This is a genomic window from Paenibacillus sp. P46E (genome assembly GCF_001909095.1).
Classification (GTDB): Bacteria; Bacillota; Bacilli; order Paenibacillales; family Paenibacillaceae; genus Paenibacillus_AQ; species Paenibacillus_AQ helianthi.
Genome location: NZ_LVYZ01000033.1, coordinates 135,884 through 152,708, shown reverse-complemented (window position 1 = coordinate 152,708; position 16,825 = coordinate 135,884). Strand labels below are relative to the sequence as shown.

Here is a 16,825-nt window from a genome sequence, read left to right as displayed (position 1 = left end):
AAATCAATAGATTGATAGGTTTGCAGACTCTCCCTCCCGGGCATACTGGGGACATAAGCGTTTTTGAGGGAGAGGGGCTGCAGGAAATGGAAGGGAACAAGACTGGGAAACAGGATTCCTTACGGGTAACTTTTAAGTATACTGCCATTTTAATTTGTTTTTTTATGGTTCTTATGATGGCCTGGGAAGGGCAAAAAACCGATGCGGCCGTAGCAGAAGTGTCCATTCCGCAGGATTCGATCCGGCTGCGCATTCTGGCGAATTCGGATGCTGCAGGTGATCAGCTCGTCAAACGCCAGATCCGTGACAGTGTAGTTGACCAGATGAACCAGTGGGTGGCTCTTCTGGAAGATCCGCAGAGTCTGGAACAGGCCCGGACACTGATCCGGAGCCATTTGCCGGAGCTGAATGCATTGGTGGCCCGGGAGCTGAATAAGCGGGGGATAGAGTATGGCTATAACGTAGAGCTGGGTATCGTCCCGTTCCCGACCAAAATGTATGGCGGCAAGGTCTATCCGGCGGGAGAGTATGAAGCGGTGCGTATCACGCTGGGCGCCGGCAAGGGACAGAATTGGTGGTGCGTGCTGTTTCCGCCGCTCTGCTTCATTGATGCAGGGTCGGGGGATGCGGCGGCACCTGCCGCGGCCAAAGCCAAGACTGCCTCAGCGGCAGCAACCGGAGAAGGAGTTAAAGTGAAGACTGCGGATCGAGGGGCGGTAACCACAGCCTCTGTAAATACAGCGGCATCTGCTGCAAGCGGGGAAGCGGAAACGCCGAAGGTGCGGTTCTTCTTCTGGGAGCTGCTGGAGAACTTATGGAGCTGGATCAGCGGATTATTCAGCTGAGATTCTATGAATCTAATACGGCCTATGTTACGATATAGTGTGAACTGAATCAGATTTCCTGCGGCGCCACCTGGTGGGGCCGCTTTTGTTGAACTTATAAGAATTTATATATAAGGCTTTACATGCTGAGGCTATAAAGTCACCCTATGTAGAAAGCTTGTGATGAGAATGACAGAACTTCAAGAATCTTCGTTTGCGGTCCAGCGCCGCAGTAGCCAAATCGAATCCACCCAGTATTGGAAGCTGTCTCCGGCAGAACCCAATGGTACGGATTGCGTTCCTTATCTGCAGAGCACGGCAGACCAGGAAGCTATTGAAGAGGCGGCAGCACTGCTGCGCGAAGGAAGTACCGTCGCGTTTCCGACCGAGACGGTGTACGGACTGGGGGCGGACGCCCGCAGCACGGCTGCGGTAGAAGCGGTTTTTGCTGCCAAGGGAAGGCCTTCCGACAATCCGCTGATCGTGCACATTGCCGAGCGGAGCGAATTGGACGGGCTGGTGACAGAGGTGCATCCTTCCGCGGCGGCGCTGATCGATGCTTTTTGGCCGGGACCGCTAACTGTTGTGCTCCCGGTCCGGCCAGGCGTGCTGTCCCCGCTGGTGACAGCGGGTCTGGATACGGTCGGCGTGCGCATGCCGGATCATCCGCTCGCGCTGGCGCTGATCCGCGCAGCGGGCTGTCCGGTGGCCGCGCCCAGCGCCAACCGCTCCGGTCGGCCGAGTCCCACGCTGGCCGCCCATGTGCTGGAGGACCTCGCCGGATACATCGGCGGGGTGCTTGACGGCGGCGCGGCCGGAGTCGGCCTGGAGTCGACCGTCGTGCAGGTGCAGCCGGACGGGACGGCCGCCGTGCTCCGTCCCGGCGGCATCACCGCCGAGCAGCTCGCGGCGGTGCTCGGTCCCGGGGCCATCACCCCGGCCCCGGCCTCTGCCGTGGACGTTGCCGCCGGGGCTCCCGGCGCGTCCACGGACCCTGCGGAAGCGCCTGCGGCCGCTTCCGGCTATTCCCCCGGCGCGGCGCATGCCGCCGGGGACAACAGCCCGGCGCCGCGCGCGCCGGGCATGAAGTACACGCACTACGCCCCGCGCGGAGCGCTTGGCGTAGTGCGCGGGGCTTCCGCGCAGCGCGTGGCGGAAGCCGCCGCGGACCTGCTGCAGGCGGCGCGCCGCGACGGCGAGATCACGGGCCTGCTCCTCTTCGAGGAGCATAGGGCCCTGTATCCCGCCAGCGTGGCCGCCTGCGTGGTGTCCCTCGGCTTGCTGGCCTCGCCGGAGGAAGGAGCACGCTCCCTGTATTCCGCGCTGCGGCGCTTCGATGAAGCGGGAGCGACCTACATTCTGGCCGAGGCCTGCCCGGATACCGGCCTCGGCGCAGCCATCATGAACCGGCTGATGAAAGCCGCCGGAGGAACCGTCATAGAAGCGGGATAACCCTCGGGTAGCTTCGTTGCCGTATACCCTGATTGTTAAAGTTCCTATGTTGTACTCTCCGTGCGGGTAGCGTACTAGAGTCATGAATCCCCCCTTGTCCGCATATGGTTGTGGTACAAGACTTTCGGACTTTGGGGGTATGGGCATGGACATAGGGGGAGTATATGCTGGCTGGGGCCAAATAGTTACGATAGCCATTATGGCAATCGCGCTGGGGATGGACGCTTTTTCACTCGGTGTAGGCATCGGGATGAAGGGCATCCGTCTTTTGCATGTTTTGCAGCTCAGTCTCTTGATTGCTTTTTTTCATGTGCTGATGCCCCTGCTTGGCTTGTTCACCGGCAGTTATGTCGGACATTTTCTCGGACAAGTTACCACCTATGCAGCCGGAGGGCTGCTGGTACTGCTCGGCGGACACATGGTATTCAATTCCTTTCGGACAGAGCATACCCGGAGTAATCCTGTGGATCACCGCAATTTCTGGGGGATGCTGCTGATTTCGCTCAGTGTGAGTATAGATTCATTTTCGGTAGGGGTTTCCCTTGGGATGTTTGTGAATAGCGTAGTGTTAACCGTGCTCGCCTTTGGGGCCTGCGGGGGGCTGATGTCGATTTCCGGATTGCTGCTGGGAAGGAGAGTCAGCCGTGGGCTTGGTGATTACGGGGAGGCGCTGGGCGGGGGGATTCTGCTTGCGTTTGGATTACTGTTCATCTTCTGATACAATAACGGCACAACAATATTTCATATTTCAATTTATTTGTTAATGGAGGTGGAAAGTATGCTGCATATTTTATTCGTCTGCACAGGAAATACGTGCCGTAGTCCTATGGCTGAGGGGCTTCTCCGGAAGCTTGCGAAGGAGCGGGGAATCGACGTGGAAGTGCGGTCTGCAGGCGTTTCCGCCATTTCCGGTACTTCCATATCCAGACATGCCGCGGCGATTCTGCGGGACGAAGGAATTCATGATCATATCCAGTCCACGCAGCTGAGCGGAGAGACAGTAGCCTGGGCGGATCTGGTGCTTACCCTCACGGGAGGCCACAAACGCCACTTGCTGCAGTATTTTCCGGAGGCTGTTGCGAAGACATATACGCTAAAAGAATATGTCTACGATGAAGAAGCCGTGAACGCGGATATCCGCGAGCTGGATAGCCTGTATGCGGACGCCGAGCTTAGCCTTGCACTGGGAGCAGAGCCGAAGTCCTCTGATTTGCAGCGGATCATCGAAATCCGCCAACGGATTCCAAGCTTTGATATCTCCGATCCGTTTGGAGGTCCCAGGGAAGATTACGAGCTGGCCGCTGCCGAGATCCGTACAGCGCTGTACAGTCTTCTGGATAAACTGGAGTCCTTACGCCGTTTGTAATGGTGGTTGATTTTTCGCAGCCATTCCTTTAAGATAAAATTAAATATTATCCGGTTCCGGTGTAACTGGCGACAGATGTGGATCAAACCACGATGGAGCACTGGAATAAACGGCCGGTCGCCTGGGCAAAAGAGCACATCCGCAGTAGGTTGCGGACTGCTCTTTTTTGTTTAAAATACAGGATTGCATTTAGGTTGAGTTTCTACTTGCTTGAGGGAGGCGGAAGTGATGAATCAAGTCATGAAGCAGGACTCACGGGCGAATCCGGCACCTGGCCATCTATCCGGTGATGCTGGTCAACCGGCGGGAGCGGAGCTTTCTTTATCGGCTGCAACCGCTGCTGTAATACGGGAGCTGTCAGAAGCCGGAAATCTGGGACCCGGTAAAATCCTAGTCGTTGGTGCAAGCACGAGCGAGGTAGCCGGGGTCCGTATTGGTACCGGTGGTGCGCTGGAAGTGGCGCAGCAGCTGCTGGAGGGTATTGCTCAAGTCGCTGGGGAGAAGGGATTTCATCCGGTATACCAGTGCTGCGAGCATTTGAACCGCTCGCTGGTGATGGAGCGTTCATTGCTGGAGAAGCTGGGGCTTAGGGAAGTATCGGCTGTGCCAATACCGGGAGCCGGAGGTTCTATGGCTGCGGCTGCTTATCGTTCGATGGCTGATCCGGTACTTGCAGAAACGGTGGAAGCCCATGCCGGCATAGATATTGGCGAGACGCTAATCGGGATGCACTTGCGCCGGGTGGCGGTGCCTTTCCGGCCTAGCTTACGCTACATTGGTTCGGCCCGGGTGAATGCAGCCTGGAGCAGACCTCCGCTGATCGGCGGGGAACGTGCGGTCTACCGTGCGCCGGAGACCAGCGGAATGGGCAATTGCGATTAGTACGCTTGAAATTCCGGTACTATGGCAATTAATAACGCAGGCTGAGTGTTGAACGCGTACAAGGACAGCGGGAATTTTTGACGGAATGCCACTGAATATGGAGTTTGACTTTACACAACATAAACTAAAGAGCACTAGGGAGGAAATAAGAATCATGGAACAATTGCGTAAGAGTGACCCTGCAGTACTGGAAGCGATGGGACTGGAACTAAGCCGTCAGCGTGCCAACATTGAGCTTATTGCCTCAGAGAATATCGTCAGCGAAGCCGTAATGGAAGCGATGGGTTCTGTGCTCACGAATAAATATGCCGAAGGGTACCCCGGCAAACGGTATTATGGCGGTTGTGAAGATGTAGATATCGTAGAGAATCTGGCCCGTGACCGTGCCAAGCAGCTCTTCGGTGCGGATCATGCCAATGTACAGCCGCACTCCGGCGCCCAAGCTAATATGGCGGTATATCTTGCTGCGCTGAATCCCGGTGACACCGTTCTGGGGATGAACCTGGCACATGGCGGCCATCTCACACACGGCAGCCCTGTGAATGCTTCCGGGCTCCTGTATAATTTTGTCGCTTATGGTGTACAGGAAGATACCTTCCTGATTGATTATGATGAAGTGCGCAAGGCTGCATTCAAACACCGTCCGAAATTAATTGTTGCCGGAGCAAGCGCGTATCCCCGTACGATTGATTTTGAAGCCTTGGGCTCTATTGCGAACGATGTAGGCGCCTTGTTCATGGTGGATATGGCCCATATTGCCGGACTGGTGGCTGCTGGTCTTCACCCAAGTCCCGTTCCGCATGCCCATTTCGTAACCACAACCACGCACAAAACCCTGCGCGGTCCCCGTGGAGGGATGATTCTATGCAGACAGCCTTGGGCAGCAGCGATCGATAAAGCCGTATTCCCGGGCTCGCAAGGCGGACCACTGATGCATGTGATTGCGTCCAAGGCGGTTTCCTTTGGTGAAGCCCTTCAGCCATCATTCAAAACCTACGCCGAAAATGTAGTAAAAAACGCTAAGGTGCTGGCGGAAACATTGATTGGTGAAGGAGTTAACATTGTATCCGGCGGTACTGACAACCACTTGATGCTGCTTGATACCCGCAATCTCAATATTACTGGCAAGGATGCCGAGAAAGTTCTCGATTCTATCGGTATTACGGTCAATAAGAATGCTATTCCGTTTGATCCTACCAGCCCGTTTGTGACAAGCGGAATCCGTATTGGCACACCTGCAGTCACCTCGCGCGGAATGGACGAGCAGGCGATGGTTACCATCGGCCGTATAATCGCTAACGTATTGAAGAATCCTGCTGATGAAGGTAAGCTCTCTGAGGCTGCCCGTGATGTTGCTGCACTGACTGAACAATACCCAATCTATCCGGGTCTTCAATACTAAACTAAAAGGCAACAGCTGGAGACCCATACCCGGCCTGTTGTTTCAAAAGCCTTTACAGACACCGGTGATTCCCGGTGCTGTAGAGGCTTTTTTTTAAAGATAAGAACGTATAGGTTTCACGTTATAAATGACTCTTTGTTTTCCCGCTGAAACGGATACCTGGAGGTATACCGCGGTGTCGCTGCTCCAGATGCATAAGATTTAAGAAGGACGGCGAAACGTTACCATTTGCAGACATGGTATGGATATATTTAAACGGAGGTTATTACATTTGATAACTGTATGTGCGCATGTTTAAATGCAGTGGCGTTTCCGAACAGGCAGTTCTCGTTGAAGCTCTGATTCGAAGAGAGTTGTTGCATAATGTTCACATTTACTCCTGTTGTTTTGTCGAAAATACTCGTGAAAAATTCATGAAAGTTCATGGAATTTTCAACGAAATAAGTGAAAAAAATGTGAAAAGTATGAATTGAATAAAAGAGCATAAACTAAGGCGGATTGTTTTTTGTACAGAAAGATCCAGTTTACGGCCTTTTCGGCAAAGCGATGCAGCAGCAAATATAATTCCGTTCTTCAGAACCAGGCCTTCCTAGGTGAAATACACCTCGGGTGATGATATAATAGACAAGATTTAGCCAGGGGAGAAGCAAAAGCGCTTTCTACGGCTATAAATAAGACTTACAATTACCGGAGGGACAAGAATGGGAAAATTGGTGATTTGCGATCATCCTTTGATTCAGCACAAATTAACATTTATTCGCGATGTGCGGACGAACACGAAAGAGTTCAGAGAGCATGTTGATGAAGTCGCTACACTTATGGCATATGAGATTACGCGTGATATTCCACTCGAGACCATTACTGTGCAGACGCCTGTAGCGGAAACGGAGAGCAAAGTGATTTCCGGAAGAATGCTGGGCCTGATCCCGATTCTGCGGGCTGGACTGGGGATGCTTGAAGGCGTACTGAAGCTGCTGCCTGCTGCCAAGGTAGGCCATGTTGGATTGTTCCGTGATCCCGATACCCTTCAACCGGTTGAATATTACATTAAGCTTCCTACAGATGTTCAGGAGCGTGAATTGATTGTTATCGATCCGATGCTGGCTACAGGCGGCTCCGCTATTGCCGCTATCACCTCGCTGAAGAACCGCGGATGCACACAGATCAAGATGATGAACCTGATTGCCGCTCCGGAAGGTGTTGCTGCTGTACAAGCTGCACATCCCGATGTTGATATCTATGTGGCTGCGCTGGATGACCATCTGAATGATCACGGCTATATTGTTCCGGGACTCGGGGATGCCGGTGACCGTCTGTATGGAACCAAGTAAATATAATTAAGTAACAGTAGTATAGAACAAAGAAAATACTTAAGTGTTTTGAAGAGAGGGTAGGGGTTATGTCCAAAATTAAAGTGATGACGATTTTCGGAGTGCGCCCCGAGGCGATCAAAATGGCGCCTTTGGTTCTGGAGCTTGCCAGACATCCCGAACACATTGAATCCGTGGTTTGCGTAACAGCGCAGCACCGCGAACTGCTGGACCAGGTACTGGAGGTCTTCCGAATCACTCCTGATTATGATCTGGATGTGATGAAGGACCGCCAGACGCTGAACGAAATTACCATTCGGGTGCTGGAGGGGCTGGAACCGGTGCTTCGGGAAGCTAAGCCGGACCTTGTGCTGGTGCATGGAGATACACTTACCACCTTCCTGGCCAGCTACGCTTCGTTCCTGCAGCAAATTCAGGTAGGCCATGTGGAAGCAGGACTTCGGACCTGGAACAAGCTGTCCCCATATCCTGAAGAAATGAACCGTCAGTTGACGGGAGTTCTTGCAGACCTGCACTTTGCTCCGACTGACTGGTCAGCGGGCAATCTGAGACACGAGAACAAAAAAGAATCAAGTATTTATATCACAGGCAACACCGTAACCGATGTGTTTCAATATACCGTACAGCCGGACTACCGGCATCCTGTGCTGGATTTTGCTTCAGGAAAACGACTTATTTTAATGACGGCGCACCGCAGAGAATCCCAAGGCGAACCGCACCGTCATATTTTCCGTGCTGTCAAAAGAATCGCTGATGAATTTGAAGATGTAGCCATAGTTTATCCTGTGCATCCGAGTCCGGCAGTCAAGGAACCGGCACATGAGATACTCGGCGGACACCCTAGAATCAAGCTGATTGATCCGCTGGATGTCGTTGACCTGCATAACTTTTATCCGCATACCCACCTGATATTAACCGATTCCGGCGGCCTGCAGGAGGAAGCTCCCTCCTTTGGAGTTCCTGTGCTTGTGCTGCGTGATACCACTGAGCGCCCGGAAGGGATCGAAGCCGGAACACTGGAACTTGTAGGGACGGACGAGGAGAAGGTGTATCAACGGACACATGCCCTTTTGACTGATCAGGACCTCTATCAGTCGATGAGCCGGGCCGCCAACCCGTATGGAGATGGTAAAGCCTCCAAAAGAATTGTCAATGCGATTTTGCATCATTTCGGTGTGGTCCAGGAACGTCCGGAAGAGTTTCACAGAATGTTCACAATACAGTCAGATGGCATGGAAAATGAACTTCTCAAATAACCAAAACCAACATACAGTGAAACTGTACGGTTTATATGGTTTTGGAATGTTTTGCTGTGATTATTTTCATATTTTCATCCGAAAAATCCACTGTTTTCACTGGATTGACAAAGTATTGTAACATTCAGTAAAATGAATTGGAATTCCAAGGGCGGGATACAATGAAAGAACCTGGTCAGTCAAATAATGACAACCGAAATGCCGGTAAATCATTCCAGGCTATGGGTCTTGTCACAGCCATTGGAGTAGATCTTGCCGGCTGCACCATAGGTGGTTACCTCCTCGGGAAATGGCTTGGAGGCATGTGGGGCAATCCTGGTTTATGGATTGGTTTAGGTGTTCTTTTCGGTATGTTATCAGGAGCTGCAAGCCTAGCTGCTGTGATCAAGAAAGTGATGAGGGATGGCGATGGATGACAGCAGGAAACTGAATAAGCTTTTGACTTATACTGTACTAGGAATAATCGTGGTCTGTCTCATCATCGCAGAGTTGATGCCTCATCGGCGAACTGTTTTTCACGGTATTGTTTTAGGTGCTTCTGTTAGCTGTCTGAATGTCCTTTATATGGCTTATAAGATTAAGAATATCGCCAATGCAGCGGCAGGCAATCGAAAAGGCAGGGCAACACTTGGTTTTGGGGTTAGAGTAGCGAGTTCAATACTAGCGATTGTTCTGGCTTTAGAGTATCCTCATTACTTTAATGAGATAGCAGTTTGTGCCAGCCTGGCGGCTGGACAATTTACTCTCTTCATTATAGGGTTTATATTAGTGCTCAACGATGATTGAAATGCTACTGCTGAGAAAGGGGTGAGTAAACATGCATGAATCACCAATTATAAAAATTCTGGGACTACAAGTAGACTTGTCCATCGTGCTGATGTTGCTGGTAACCTGCACAATCGTCTTTGTCCTTGCACGTCTCGCAACCAGTAACCTTTCCGTTGAAAACCCCGGGAAATTGCAGAATTTCATGGAATGGGTGGTTGAATTTGTTCAGAACCTGATTTCCGATACCATGGACCTGAAAAAGGGGAAACCGTACCTTTCACTGGGTTTGACACTTATCTTGTTTATCTTCGTAGGTAATATGCTCGGCCTTCCGTTCGGGATCGTCACAGAATACACGGATGCAAGCAGTGCTCACATCTTTGGAAAAGAGATTATCCCGGTGGTTGAAATGCTTAAAGACCACGAAGAGGTTGGTGTAAGCTGGTGGAAATCTCCGACTGCAGACCCTGCGGTAGCGATGGGACTGGCAGGTTTGATCTTCGTACTGGTTCATTTCCTCGGAATCACACGTAATACCAAAGCGTATTTCAAACATTATTTCCAGCCGTTTTGGTTTTTCTTCCCGATTAATTTAATCGAACAGTTTTCCAAATTGCTGACACATGGCATGCGTTTGTTCGGTAATATTTTTGCCGGGGAGGTATTGATCTCTGTGTTGATTCAGCTAGGATCAAGTGGAATCATTGGAGGCATCGCATCCATTCCGCTTCTCATGGTATGGCAGGGATTCAGTATATTTATCGGTTCAATCCAAGCTTTTGTCTTCACTATTTTGACTTTTGTGTATATCTCGCAAGCGCTGGATACGCACGAAGAACATTAATTCTAGGCTTGAATGCAACTCGTTTGCATCTTGCTTTGAAATAAATATAATTCACAATACTACAGATATCTAAGGAGGATTTAAGAAATGGGAGTTATGGCATATATTGCGGCTGCTCTTGCAGTAGGTCTGGGCGCACTTGGCGCTGGTATCGGTAATGGTTTGATTGTAAGTAAAACGGTAGAAGGTATTGCCCGCCAGCCGGAAGCTAAGTCCACACTGCAAACAACTATGTTTATCGGTGTAGGTCTGGTAGAAGCCCTTCCGATCATCGGTGTAGTATTGGCGTTCATTTTCTACGGTCAGGCTTAAGAAGGATTGTATCGTTTACGGCGGGGAAGGCCATGGCCCTCCGCGCTTTCTTTTTTGAATTTAAGGCTAGCCTTTTAAGGATATAGAATGTTCAGTGGAAAGGAGTGACCCTAATTGCATTTTTCAATTACATCACTAGTGTTGGCGCTGGTAGCCTTCTTGATTTTGTATTTCCTACTCACTAAGTATGCTTTCGGGCCTCTGTTCTCCGTGATGGAGAAACGGCGCGAACTTGTGTTGCAGCAAATCACTGAGGCTTCACAGACTCGTGAACAAGCGGTTGCTTATGTTGAAGAACAGAAACAGGCGCTTCAAACAGCACGTAAAGAAGCTCTTGAAATCATCGAGCAGTCCAGACAAACCAGCAGCAAGCAGACCGAGCAGCTGATCGAGTTGGCTAAGGTTGAAGCTTCCCGGATCAAGGATGAAGCCGTACGTGACATCCAGAACGAGAAGAACAAAGCGGTCGAAGAACTGCGCGGCGAGCTCGGAGCGGCATCCGTCAAGATTGCTTCCAAGCTGCTTCAAAAGGAAGTTAGCACCGATCCTGCGCAAGAAGGGCTTGTTGACCAATACCTCAAAGAGGTCGGAGGCCGGTCATGAGTCGGGATACGATAGTCGCCAAAAGATATGCGAAGGCATTGTTCGAGGTTGCTTTTGAAGAGCGGCAGACCCTTGAAATCGAAGAGGATCTGAAAAGCCTGGTTACTGCGCTGAATTCGGATACAGAGCTGCAGAGATTTATCAGCTCTCCGCGAATCTCCGGTGAAGACAAGCTTGCCGTGCTGAAAAGAGCGTTGGAAGGCAAGCTGTCGGGGGCGGTTATCAACACTCTGGAAATCCTGATGAAGCGGGGCAGAATGGATATTCTTCCGGATCTGCTGGACAGCTATATCAAGATTGAAGGGGATAGTCTTGGTCAGGCAGATGCCACCGTCTATTCAACCTATTCGCTCAGTAGTAGCGAGTTAACCCAGGTTGCCGAGGAATTCGGCCATTTGTCGGGCCGGAATATCCGCATCACAAATGTGGTTGATAAAAGCTTGCTTGGCGGACTGAAGGTCGTTATCGGCGATACGCTGTATGACGGCAGCCTGTTCGGCAAACTTGCGCGTCTTGAGAAATCTTTTAATGATAAGCATAGAAGATAGGGGTGAGGATATTGAGCATTAGACCTGAAGAGATCAGCAGTTTGATCAAAAGTCAAATTGAGCAATATAAAGCCGAAATCGAAGTGGCCGAAATCGGCACCGTCATTCAAGTCGGCGACGGTATCGCCCGTGTCTACGGTCTGGAAAACGCGATGGCAGGGGAACTGCTGGAGTTCTCCAACGGAGTAGTGGGCATGGCACTCAACCTGGAAGAAAGCAACGTCGGTGTTGTTATCCTGGGTGAGTACACGGAAATTCGTGAAGGCGATCAAGTAAAACGTACAGGACAAATTATGCAGGTTCCCGTAGGCGAAGCCCTGCTGGGCCGTGTAGTGAACGCACTGGGTCAGCCGGTAGACGGTAAGGGTCCGATTGCAACAACGGAATTCCGTCCGGTGGAAAACAATGCACCAGGCGTTATCGACCGTAAATCGGTGCATGAGCCTATGCAGACCGGTCTTAAGGCTGTCGATGCGATGGTGCCAATCGGCCGCGGACAACGCGAGCTCATCATCGGTGACCGTCAAACGGGTAAAACCGCAATCGCTATTGATGCGATTATCAACCAAAAAGGCAATGGCATGAAATGTATCTATGTTGCCATTGGCCAGAAGCAATCAACAGTAGCACAGGTTGTTGAAACCCTTCGCCGCCACGGCGCACTGGATTATACAATTGTTGTAACCGCGTCGGCCTCCGAGCCTTCACCGCTGCTGTATATCGCTCCATACGCAGGCTGCGCAATGGGCGAATATTTCATGTACAAAGGCGAACACGTTCTTGTTATCTATGATGACCTTTCGAAGCAAGCTTCCGCTTACCGCGAATTGTCCTTGCTGCTCCGCCGTCCACCGGGCCGCGAAGCGTTCCCTGGTGACGTATTCTATCTGCACTCCCGTCTGCTGGAACGTGCGGCTAAGCTTAGCGATGAGCTTGGTGGGGGTTCATTAACCGCTCTGCCATTCATCGAAACACAGGCCTCTGACGTATCGGCGTACATTCCTACGAACGTAATTTCGATTACAGACGGTCAAATCTTCCTGGAATCCGATCTGTTCAACTCCGGTCAGCGTCCGGCGATCAACGTGGGTATCTCTGTATCCCGTGTAGGTGGTTCGGCACAGATCAAGGCGATGAAGAAGGTTGCCGGCTCACTCCGTCTGGATTTGGCCCAATACCGCGAACTTCAGGCGTTCTCCCAGTTCGGTTCCGATCTCGATAAATCTACGCAGGCCCGTTTGAACCGTGGTGCGCGCATGATGGAGATTCTGAAACAGGGCGTTAACCAGCCGCTCTCCGTTGAGCATCAGGTTATCAGCTTGTATACCGCTGTCAAAGGCCATTTGGATGATATTCCAGTCAAAGACGTTAGACGTTTTGAGAAGGAATTCCTGGCTTATGTAGACAGCAATGCGGCTGAAATTGCTAAATCCATTACAGACACCAAGGATCTGACTGCTGATAACGAAGCCGCCCTTAAGGAAGCTATCGACAAGTTCAAAAGAGGCTTCGCGACAAGCTAAGCTTTACAGTCATTCTATGGATGTTTCAAACCGGGCTTTGGCCTAGCCAAAGCTCTGGAATATGCTTACAAACGGAGTTTTGATTACCGTCAAAGCTCAGATTATGCTTACGAAGTTAGTACTATTTCGTCAAAGCTCAGATTATGCTTACGAAGTTAGCTTTGACTTCGTCAAAGCTCTAAGGTGGTGAAATCATGGCAAGAAGCATGCGTGATATTAAACGTCAAATCAAGAGCGTTCAGAACACCAGACAGATCACTAAAGCCATGGAGATGGTTGCCGCCTCCAAGCTGCGTAAAGCACAGGAAAAGGCCGAAGCTGCCCGTCCTTATTCAGAAAAGCTGAAAGAGGTCGTAGCGAGTATCGCTTCCGGCTCACAGGATGCTACGCATCCCATGCTGGTCAGCCGTCCCGTGAAGAAAACCGCGTATCTGATTGTGACCTCCGACCGAGGTCTGGCAGGAGGATACAACGCGAATATTCTGCGTAAAGTGACCATGCTGCTCGCGGAGCGCCACAAGTCTAAGGATGAGTATGCTCTGTTCGTTATCGGCCGCAAAGGCCGTGACTTTCTACGCCGCCGTGAATATCCGATTGTGGAGGAAGTTACTGAGCTCTCCGATACACCGAAGTTTGCCGACATCAAGTCGATTGCCTACTCGGCGGTGCAGCAGTTTGAAACAGGCGTTTATGACGAGCTGTACATCTGCTATAACCGTTTTGTGAATGCAATCAGTCAAGTGCCTACCGTTGACCGGCTGCTGCCTATGGAAGCGGTAGAACAGCATGAGAAGAAGGCAGAAGGTATACACGCAATGTACGAATATGAGCCTTCCGCTGAAGGCGTGCTTGAAGTACTGCTTCCAAAGTATGCAGAAACGCTGATTTATAGCGCTATTCTGGATGGCAAGGCCAGTGAGCTGGGCGCGAAAATGACAGCAATGGGCAGTGCAACGAAGAACGCGTCAAAAATGATCGGAGATCTTACACTTACGTATAACCGTGCCCGTCAGGCGGCAATTACGCAGGAAATTACCGAGATCGTGGCAGGAGCGAACGCGCAGTCTTAAAATATATGCGAAGCCAAACTCTTCGGCTTATATTTTCACAAGAAACGGGTGCCGCATAAGAGAGATTTATCCCACTTATGCGGTGCGGTGATTTCTTTTTAATGCAACAGCTTTCGAGGAGGGAAATAATATAATGAACAAAGGACGCGTTGTAAGCATTATGGGTCCGGTTGTCGATATTGAATTTGAACGCGGCCAGCTGCCCGAGATTTTCAACGCTATCAAGATTGTAACCAGCCTGGCAAACGGCCGCACGATTGATTTAACCCTGGAGGTTTCCAATCACCTGGGTGATAATCTGGTGCGTTGTATCGCCATGTCTTCCACAGATGGTCTGGTTCGGGGCTTGGAAGCACTTGATCAGGGAGGGCCGATTTCGGTTCCGGTTGGCGCAGCTACCCTTGGACGGGTATTTAACGTACTGGGAAATCCTATTGATAACGGTGCTGAAGTGGTTGCGGAGAGAAATCCGATTCACCGTCTGGCTCCGACATTTGATGAACTGTCAACACAAGCGGAAATTCTGGAAACCGGGATCAAGGTTATCGACCTGCTTGCCCCTTACGCTAAAGGCGGTAAAATCGGCCTCTTCGGCGGTGCCGGCGTAGGTAAAACCGTAACGATTCAGGAACTGATCAATAACATTGCCCAGGAACACGGCGGGATTTCCGTATTCGCAGGCGTTGGCGAACGTACCCGTGAAGGTAATGACCTCTATCATGAAATGACCGATTCCGGCGTTATCAAGAAGACAGCAATGGTATTCGGACAAATGAATGAGCCGCCGGGCGCACGTCTTCGTGTAGCTCTGACCGGGCTGACCATGGCGGAATATTTCCGTGATGTGGAAGGCCGCGATACGCTGCTCTTTATCGACAACATATTCCGCTTCACCCAAGCGGGTTCCGAAGTATCAGCATTGCTTGGCCGTATGCCTTCTGCCGTAGGTTACCAGCCTACTCTGGCAACAGAAATGGGCCAGCTGCAAGAGCGTATCACTTCCACCAAAAAAGGTTCGGTTACCTCCATTCAGGCGATCTACGTGCCTGCGGATGACTACACTGACCCTGCTCCGGCGACGGCGTTTGCCCACTTGGATGCAACCACCAACCTGGAGCGTAAAATCTCCGAAAAGGGTATCTTCCCGGCTGTAGACCCTCTGGCTTCCAGTTCGCGTATGCTGGCTCCTGAAATTGTTGGTGAAGAGCATTATGACGTGGCACAGGGCGTTAAGCAGCTGCTGCAGCGTTATACCGAGCTTCAGGATATCATTGCCATCCTGGGTATGGATGAGCTTAGCGAAGAAGATAAAATCATTGTATCCCGTGCACGTAAGGTTGAACGTTTCTTGTCGCAGCCATTCCACGTAGCAGAACAATTCACCGGTTTCAAAGGCAAATACGTGCCTATCAAAGAAACCGTACGCAGCTTCAAAGAAATTCTGGAAGGCAAGCATGATGATCTTCCGGAAGCAGCGTTCCTGTTCGTAGGAACAATCGAAGAAGCAGTTGAAAAAGCGAAAACGATGTAACCCTGAACTATGGCTTTCGATGCGAGCTTTATTTCGTAAAGCTCTGAGGAGGAATGAAAGTGAATACCTTTCTGTTGGAAATTGTCACGCCGGAGCATCTTGTCTACTCCAAGCAGGTTAGCAGCTTGACGGTAAAGGGTGTCGATGGCGATCTGGGTATTTTACCGGGACACATTCCGCTTGTGACTCCACTTCAGGTTGCTCCAATGTTCGTCAAGGCGGATGGTGTTACAATCACTATCGCTGTTCATGGCGGGTTCGTGGAAGTGCATAAAGACAAGGTGACCGTTCTGGCCGAAAGTGCTGAGCTGCCTACGGAAATCGATGTTGAACGCGCCGAAGCGGCGAAGGAGCGCGCACAGCGCCGCCTTCAGGCCCGCAGCAAACAGGATGAGATTGACCACCGCCGTGCGGAGCTGGCGCTTCAGCGCGCCGTTACACGGATCAAAGTGTCCACCAGAAAAGGACAACAATAGCAATTACGGTCAAGCCTGTGGCTTGGCCGTTTTTTTTGCAGATATCGAAAGTTTCAGTTGTCCAATATCCATCATTTATCCCGCTGAAACAGTTCGCTGGTGGATGGTCGTCAAAACCATTCTCGTTTGGAAAGTGAATATCTCGTAAACATTGCAGCTTACATTGTCTGAAATGTTTAAAAATTCGTAAAAGTACTGGATTCTTTTCCCCTACGCAAGTATGATATAAGAGTCGATTTCCGAGTAACCTAATACACAGGGGGCTAACATGGATACAGGGCTATATGATGAGTTGTCAAGCTCAATCGGCAGCAGTGGTTTGGTTTCTATGGTCATATCTTTATTTTGTGTTGCAATATCTTGGTGGGCACTTCAGAACCTTAAGCTCGATTTGGTCATAAGATATCCCAAGAGCCCTCAGGCAAGACTGCTGCATTTATTGCTGGCTATCGTACTGGGCCACTTTGTGGCTGGCTTCCTGCTGGATTATCTGGGCTGGAGCGGGCAGATTCGCAACATGTTTTAAGCAGAGGTGCTTTGGTTATATCTCTGTTAGGCCAAAGGCGTGAAAAAAGTGTCGAATAATACGGTTTTATTATGTCAACACTGATGTTTAAGGAGCGTGCCCGCACCTCGG

19 protein-coding genes and 1 riboswitch are annotated in these 16,825 nt (G+C 50.8%); all 19 genes read left to right on the top strand.

The features are described from left to right. Nucleotides 1-86 precede the first annotated feature (86 nt). The 19 genes from spoIIR to A3849_RS10180 all read left to right on the top strand — a co-directional run bounded on the left by spoIIR (nt 87) and on the right by A3849_RS10180 (nt 16,714). Nucleotides 87-845, top strand: a complete 759-nt coding sequence (gene spoIIR / locus A3849_RS10270) for a stage II sporulation protein R (RefSeq protein ID WP_074111307.1) — start codon at nt 87-89, stop codon at nt 843-845. A gap of 168 nt (nt 846-1,013) precedes the next feature. Continuing rightward, nucleotides 1,014-2,276 (top strand): L-threonylcarbamoyladenylate synthase, encoded by a 1,263-nt coding sequence (locus A3849_RS10265; protein WP_074111417.1) that lies wholly within the window; start codon nt 1,014-1,016, stop codon nt 2,274-2,276. Between the two features lie 145 nt (nt 2,277-2,421). Next, nucleotides 2,422-2,994: a manganese efflux pump MntP gene (locus tag A3849_RS10260; protein ID WP_074111306.1), complete on the top strand. Its 573-nt coding sequence runs from the start codon at nt 2,422-2,424 to the stop codon at nt 2,992-2,994. Between the two features lie 60 nt (nt 2,995-3,054). Further along, a complete protein-coding gene (locus A3849_RS10255) occupies nt 3,055-3,642 on the top strand; it encodes a low molecular weight protein arginine phosphatase (RefSeq protein WP_074111305.1) in 588 nt (195 codons plus the stop codon). 51 nt (nt 3,643-3,693) lie between these two features. Further along, nucleotides 3,694-3,776, top strand: a riboswitch (ZMP/ZTP riboswitch). Between the two features lie 94 nt (nt 3,777-3,870). Then, nucleotides 3,871-4,524, top strand: coding sequence for a TIGR01440 family protein (locus A3849_RS10250; RefSeq protein WP_074111304.1), 654 nt, complete (start codon nt 3,871-3,873; stop codon nt 4,522-4,524). A gap of 151 nt (nt 4,525-4,675) precedes the next feature. Further along, nucleotides 4,676-5,926: a serine hydroxymethyltransferase gene (locus tag A3849_RS10245; protein WP_074111416.1), complete on the top strand. Its 1,251-nt coding sequence runs from the start codon at nt 4,676-4,678 to the stop codon at nt 5,924-5,926. Between the two features lie 701 nt (nt 5,927-6,627). After that, the gene (upp, locus tag A3849_RS10240) at nt 6,628-7,257 is read left to right on the top strand and encodes a uracil phosphoribosyltransferase (RefSeq protein ID WP_074111303.1); all 630 of its coding nucleotides are present in this window, start codon (nt 6,628-6,630) and stop codon (nt 7,255-7,257) included. Nucleotides 7,258-7,325: 68 nt separating this feature from the next. Continuing rightward, nucleotides 7,326-8,513: a non-hydrolyzing UDP-N-acetylglucosamine 2-epimerase gene (wecB, locus tag A3849_RS10235; protein WP_074111302.1), complete on the top strand. Its 1,188-nt coding sequence runs from the start codon at nt 7,326-7,328 to the stop codon at nt 8,511-8,513. 161 nt (nt 8,514-8,674) lie between these two features. Then, nucleotides 8,675-8,929 carry an AtpZ/AtpI family protein gene (locus tag A3849_RS10230; RefSeq protein ID WP_074111301.1) on the top strand — a complete coding sequence of 85 codons (255 nt, stop codon included), beginning with the start codon at nt 8,675-8,677 and terminating at the stop codon, nt 8,927-8,929. Further along, nucleotides 8,922-9,299 carry an ATP synthase subunit I gene (locus tag A3849_RS10225; protein WP_074111300.1) on the top strand — a complete coding sequence of 126 codons (378 nt, stop codon included), beginning with the start codon at nt 8,922-8,924 and terminating at the stop codon, nt 9,297-9,299. The genes A3849_RS10230 and A3849_RS10225 overlap by 8 nt, the downstream gene beginning before the upstream one ends. A 31-nt stretch (nt 9,300-9,330) precedes the next feature. Further along, nucleotides 9,331-10,125 carry a F0F1 ATP synthase subunit A gene (gene atpB, locus A3849_RS10220; protein WP_074111299.1) on the top strand — a complete coding sequence of 265 codons (795 nt, stop codon included), beginning with the start codon at nt 9,331-9,333 and terminating at the stop codon, nt 10,123-10,125. A gap of 87 nt (nt 10,126-10,212) precedes the next feature. Then, nucleotides 10,213-10,437 carry a F0F1 ATP synthase subunit C gene (gene atpE, locus A3849_RS10215; RefSeq protein ID WP_074111298.1) on the top strand — a complete coding sequence of 75 codons (225 nt, stop codon included), beginning with the start codon at nt 10,213-10,215 and terminating at the stop codon, nt 10,435-10,437. A 114-nt stretch (nt 10,438-10,551) separates the two neighbouring features. Next, nucleotides 10,552-11,040, top strand: coding sequence for a F0F1 ATP synthase subunit B (gene atpF, locus A3849_RS10210; RefSeq protein WP_074111297.1), 489 nt, complete (start codon nt 10,552-10,554; stop codon nt 11,038-11,040). Continuing rightward, nucleotides 11,037-11,588, top strand: a complete 552-nt coding sequence (locus tag A3849_RS10205; protein ID WP_074111296.1) for a F0F1 ATP synthase subunit delta — start codon at nt 11,037-11,039, stop codon at nt 11,586-11,588. The genes atpF and A3849_RS10205 overlap by 4 nt, the downstream gene beginning before the upstream one ends. An 11-nt stretch (nt 11,589-11,599) precedes the next feature. Further along, on the top strand, nt 11,600-13,111 hold the full coding sequence (gene atpA / locus A3849_RS10200) for a F0F1 ATP synthase subunit alpha (RefSeq protein WP_074111295.1): 1,512 nt from the start codon (nt 11,600-11,602) through the stop codon (nt 13,109-13,111). 194 nt (nt 13,112-13,305) lie between these two features. Next, a complete protein-coding gene (gene atpG, locus A3849_RS10195) occupies nt 13,306-14,181 on the top strand; it encodes an ATP synthase F1 subunit gamma (protein ID WP_074111294.1) in 876 nt (291 codons plus the stop codon). Nucleotides 14,182-14,314: 133 nt separating this feature from the next. Beyond that, nucleotides 14,315-15,712: a F0F1 ATP synthase subunit beta gene (gene atpD, locus A3849_RS10190; RefSeq protein WP_074111293.1), complete on the top strand. Its 1,398-nt coding sequence runs from the start codon at nt 14,315-14,317 to the stop codon at nt 15,710-15,712. 59 nt (nt 15,713-15,771) lie between these two features. Further along, a complete protein-coding gene (locus A3849_RS10185; RefSeq protein ID WP_074111292.1) occupies nt 15,772-16,188 on the top strand; it encodes a F0F1 ATP synthase subunit epsilon in 417 nt (138 codons plus the stop codon). A gap of 268 nt (nt 16,189-16,456) precedes the next feature. Continuing rightward, a complete protein-coding gene (locus tag A3849_RS10180) occupies nt 16,457-16,714 on the top strand; it encodes a DUF1146 family protein (RefSeq protein ID WP_074087318.1) in 258 nt (85 codons plus the stop codon). Nucleotides 16,715-16,825: the final 111 nt, after the last annotated feature.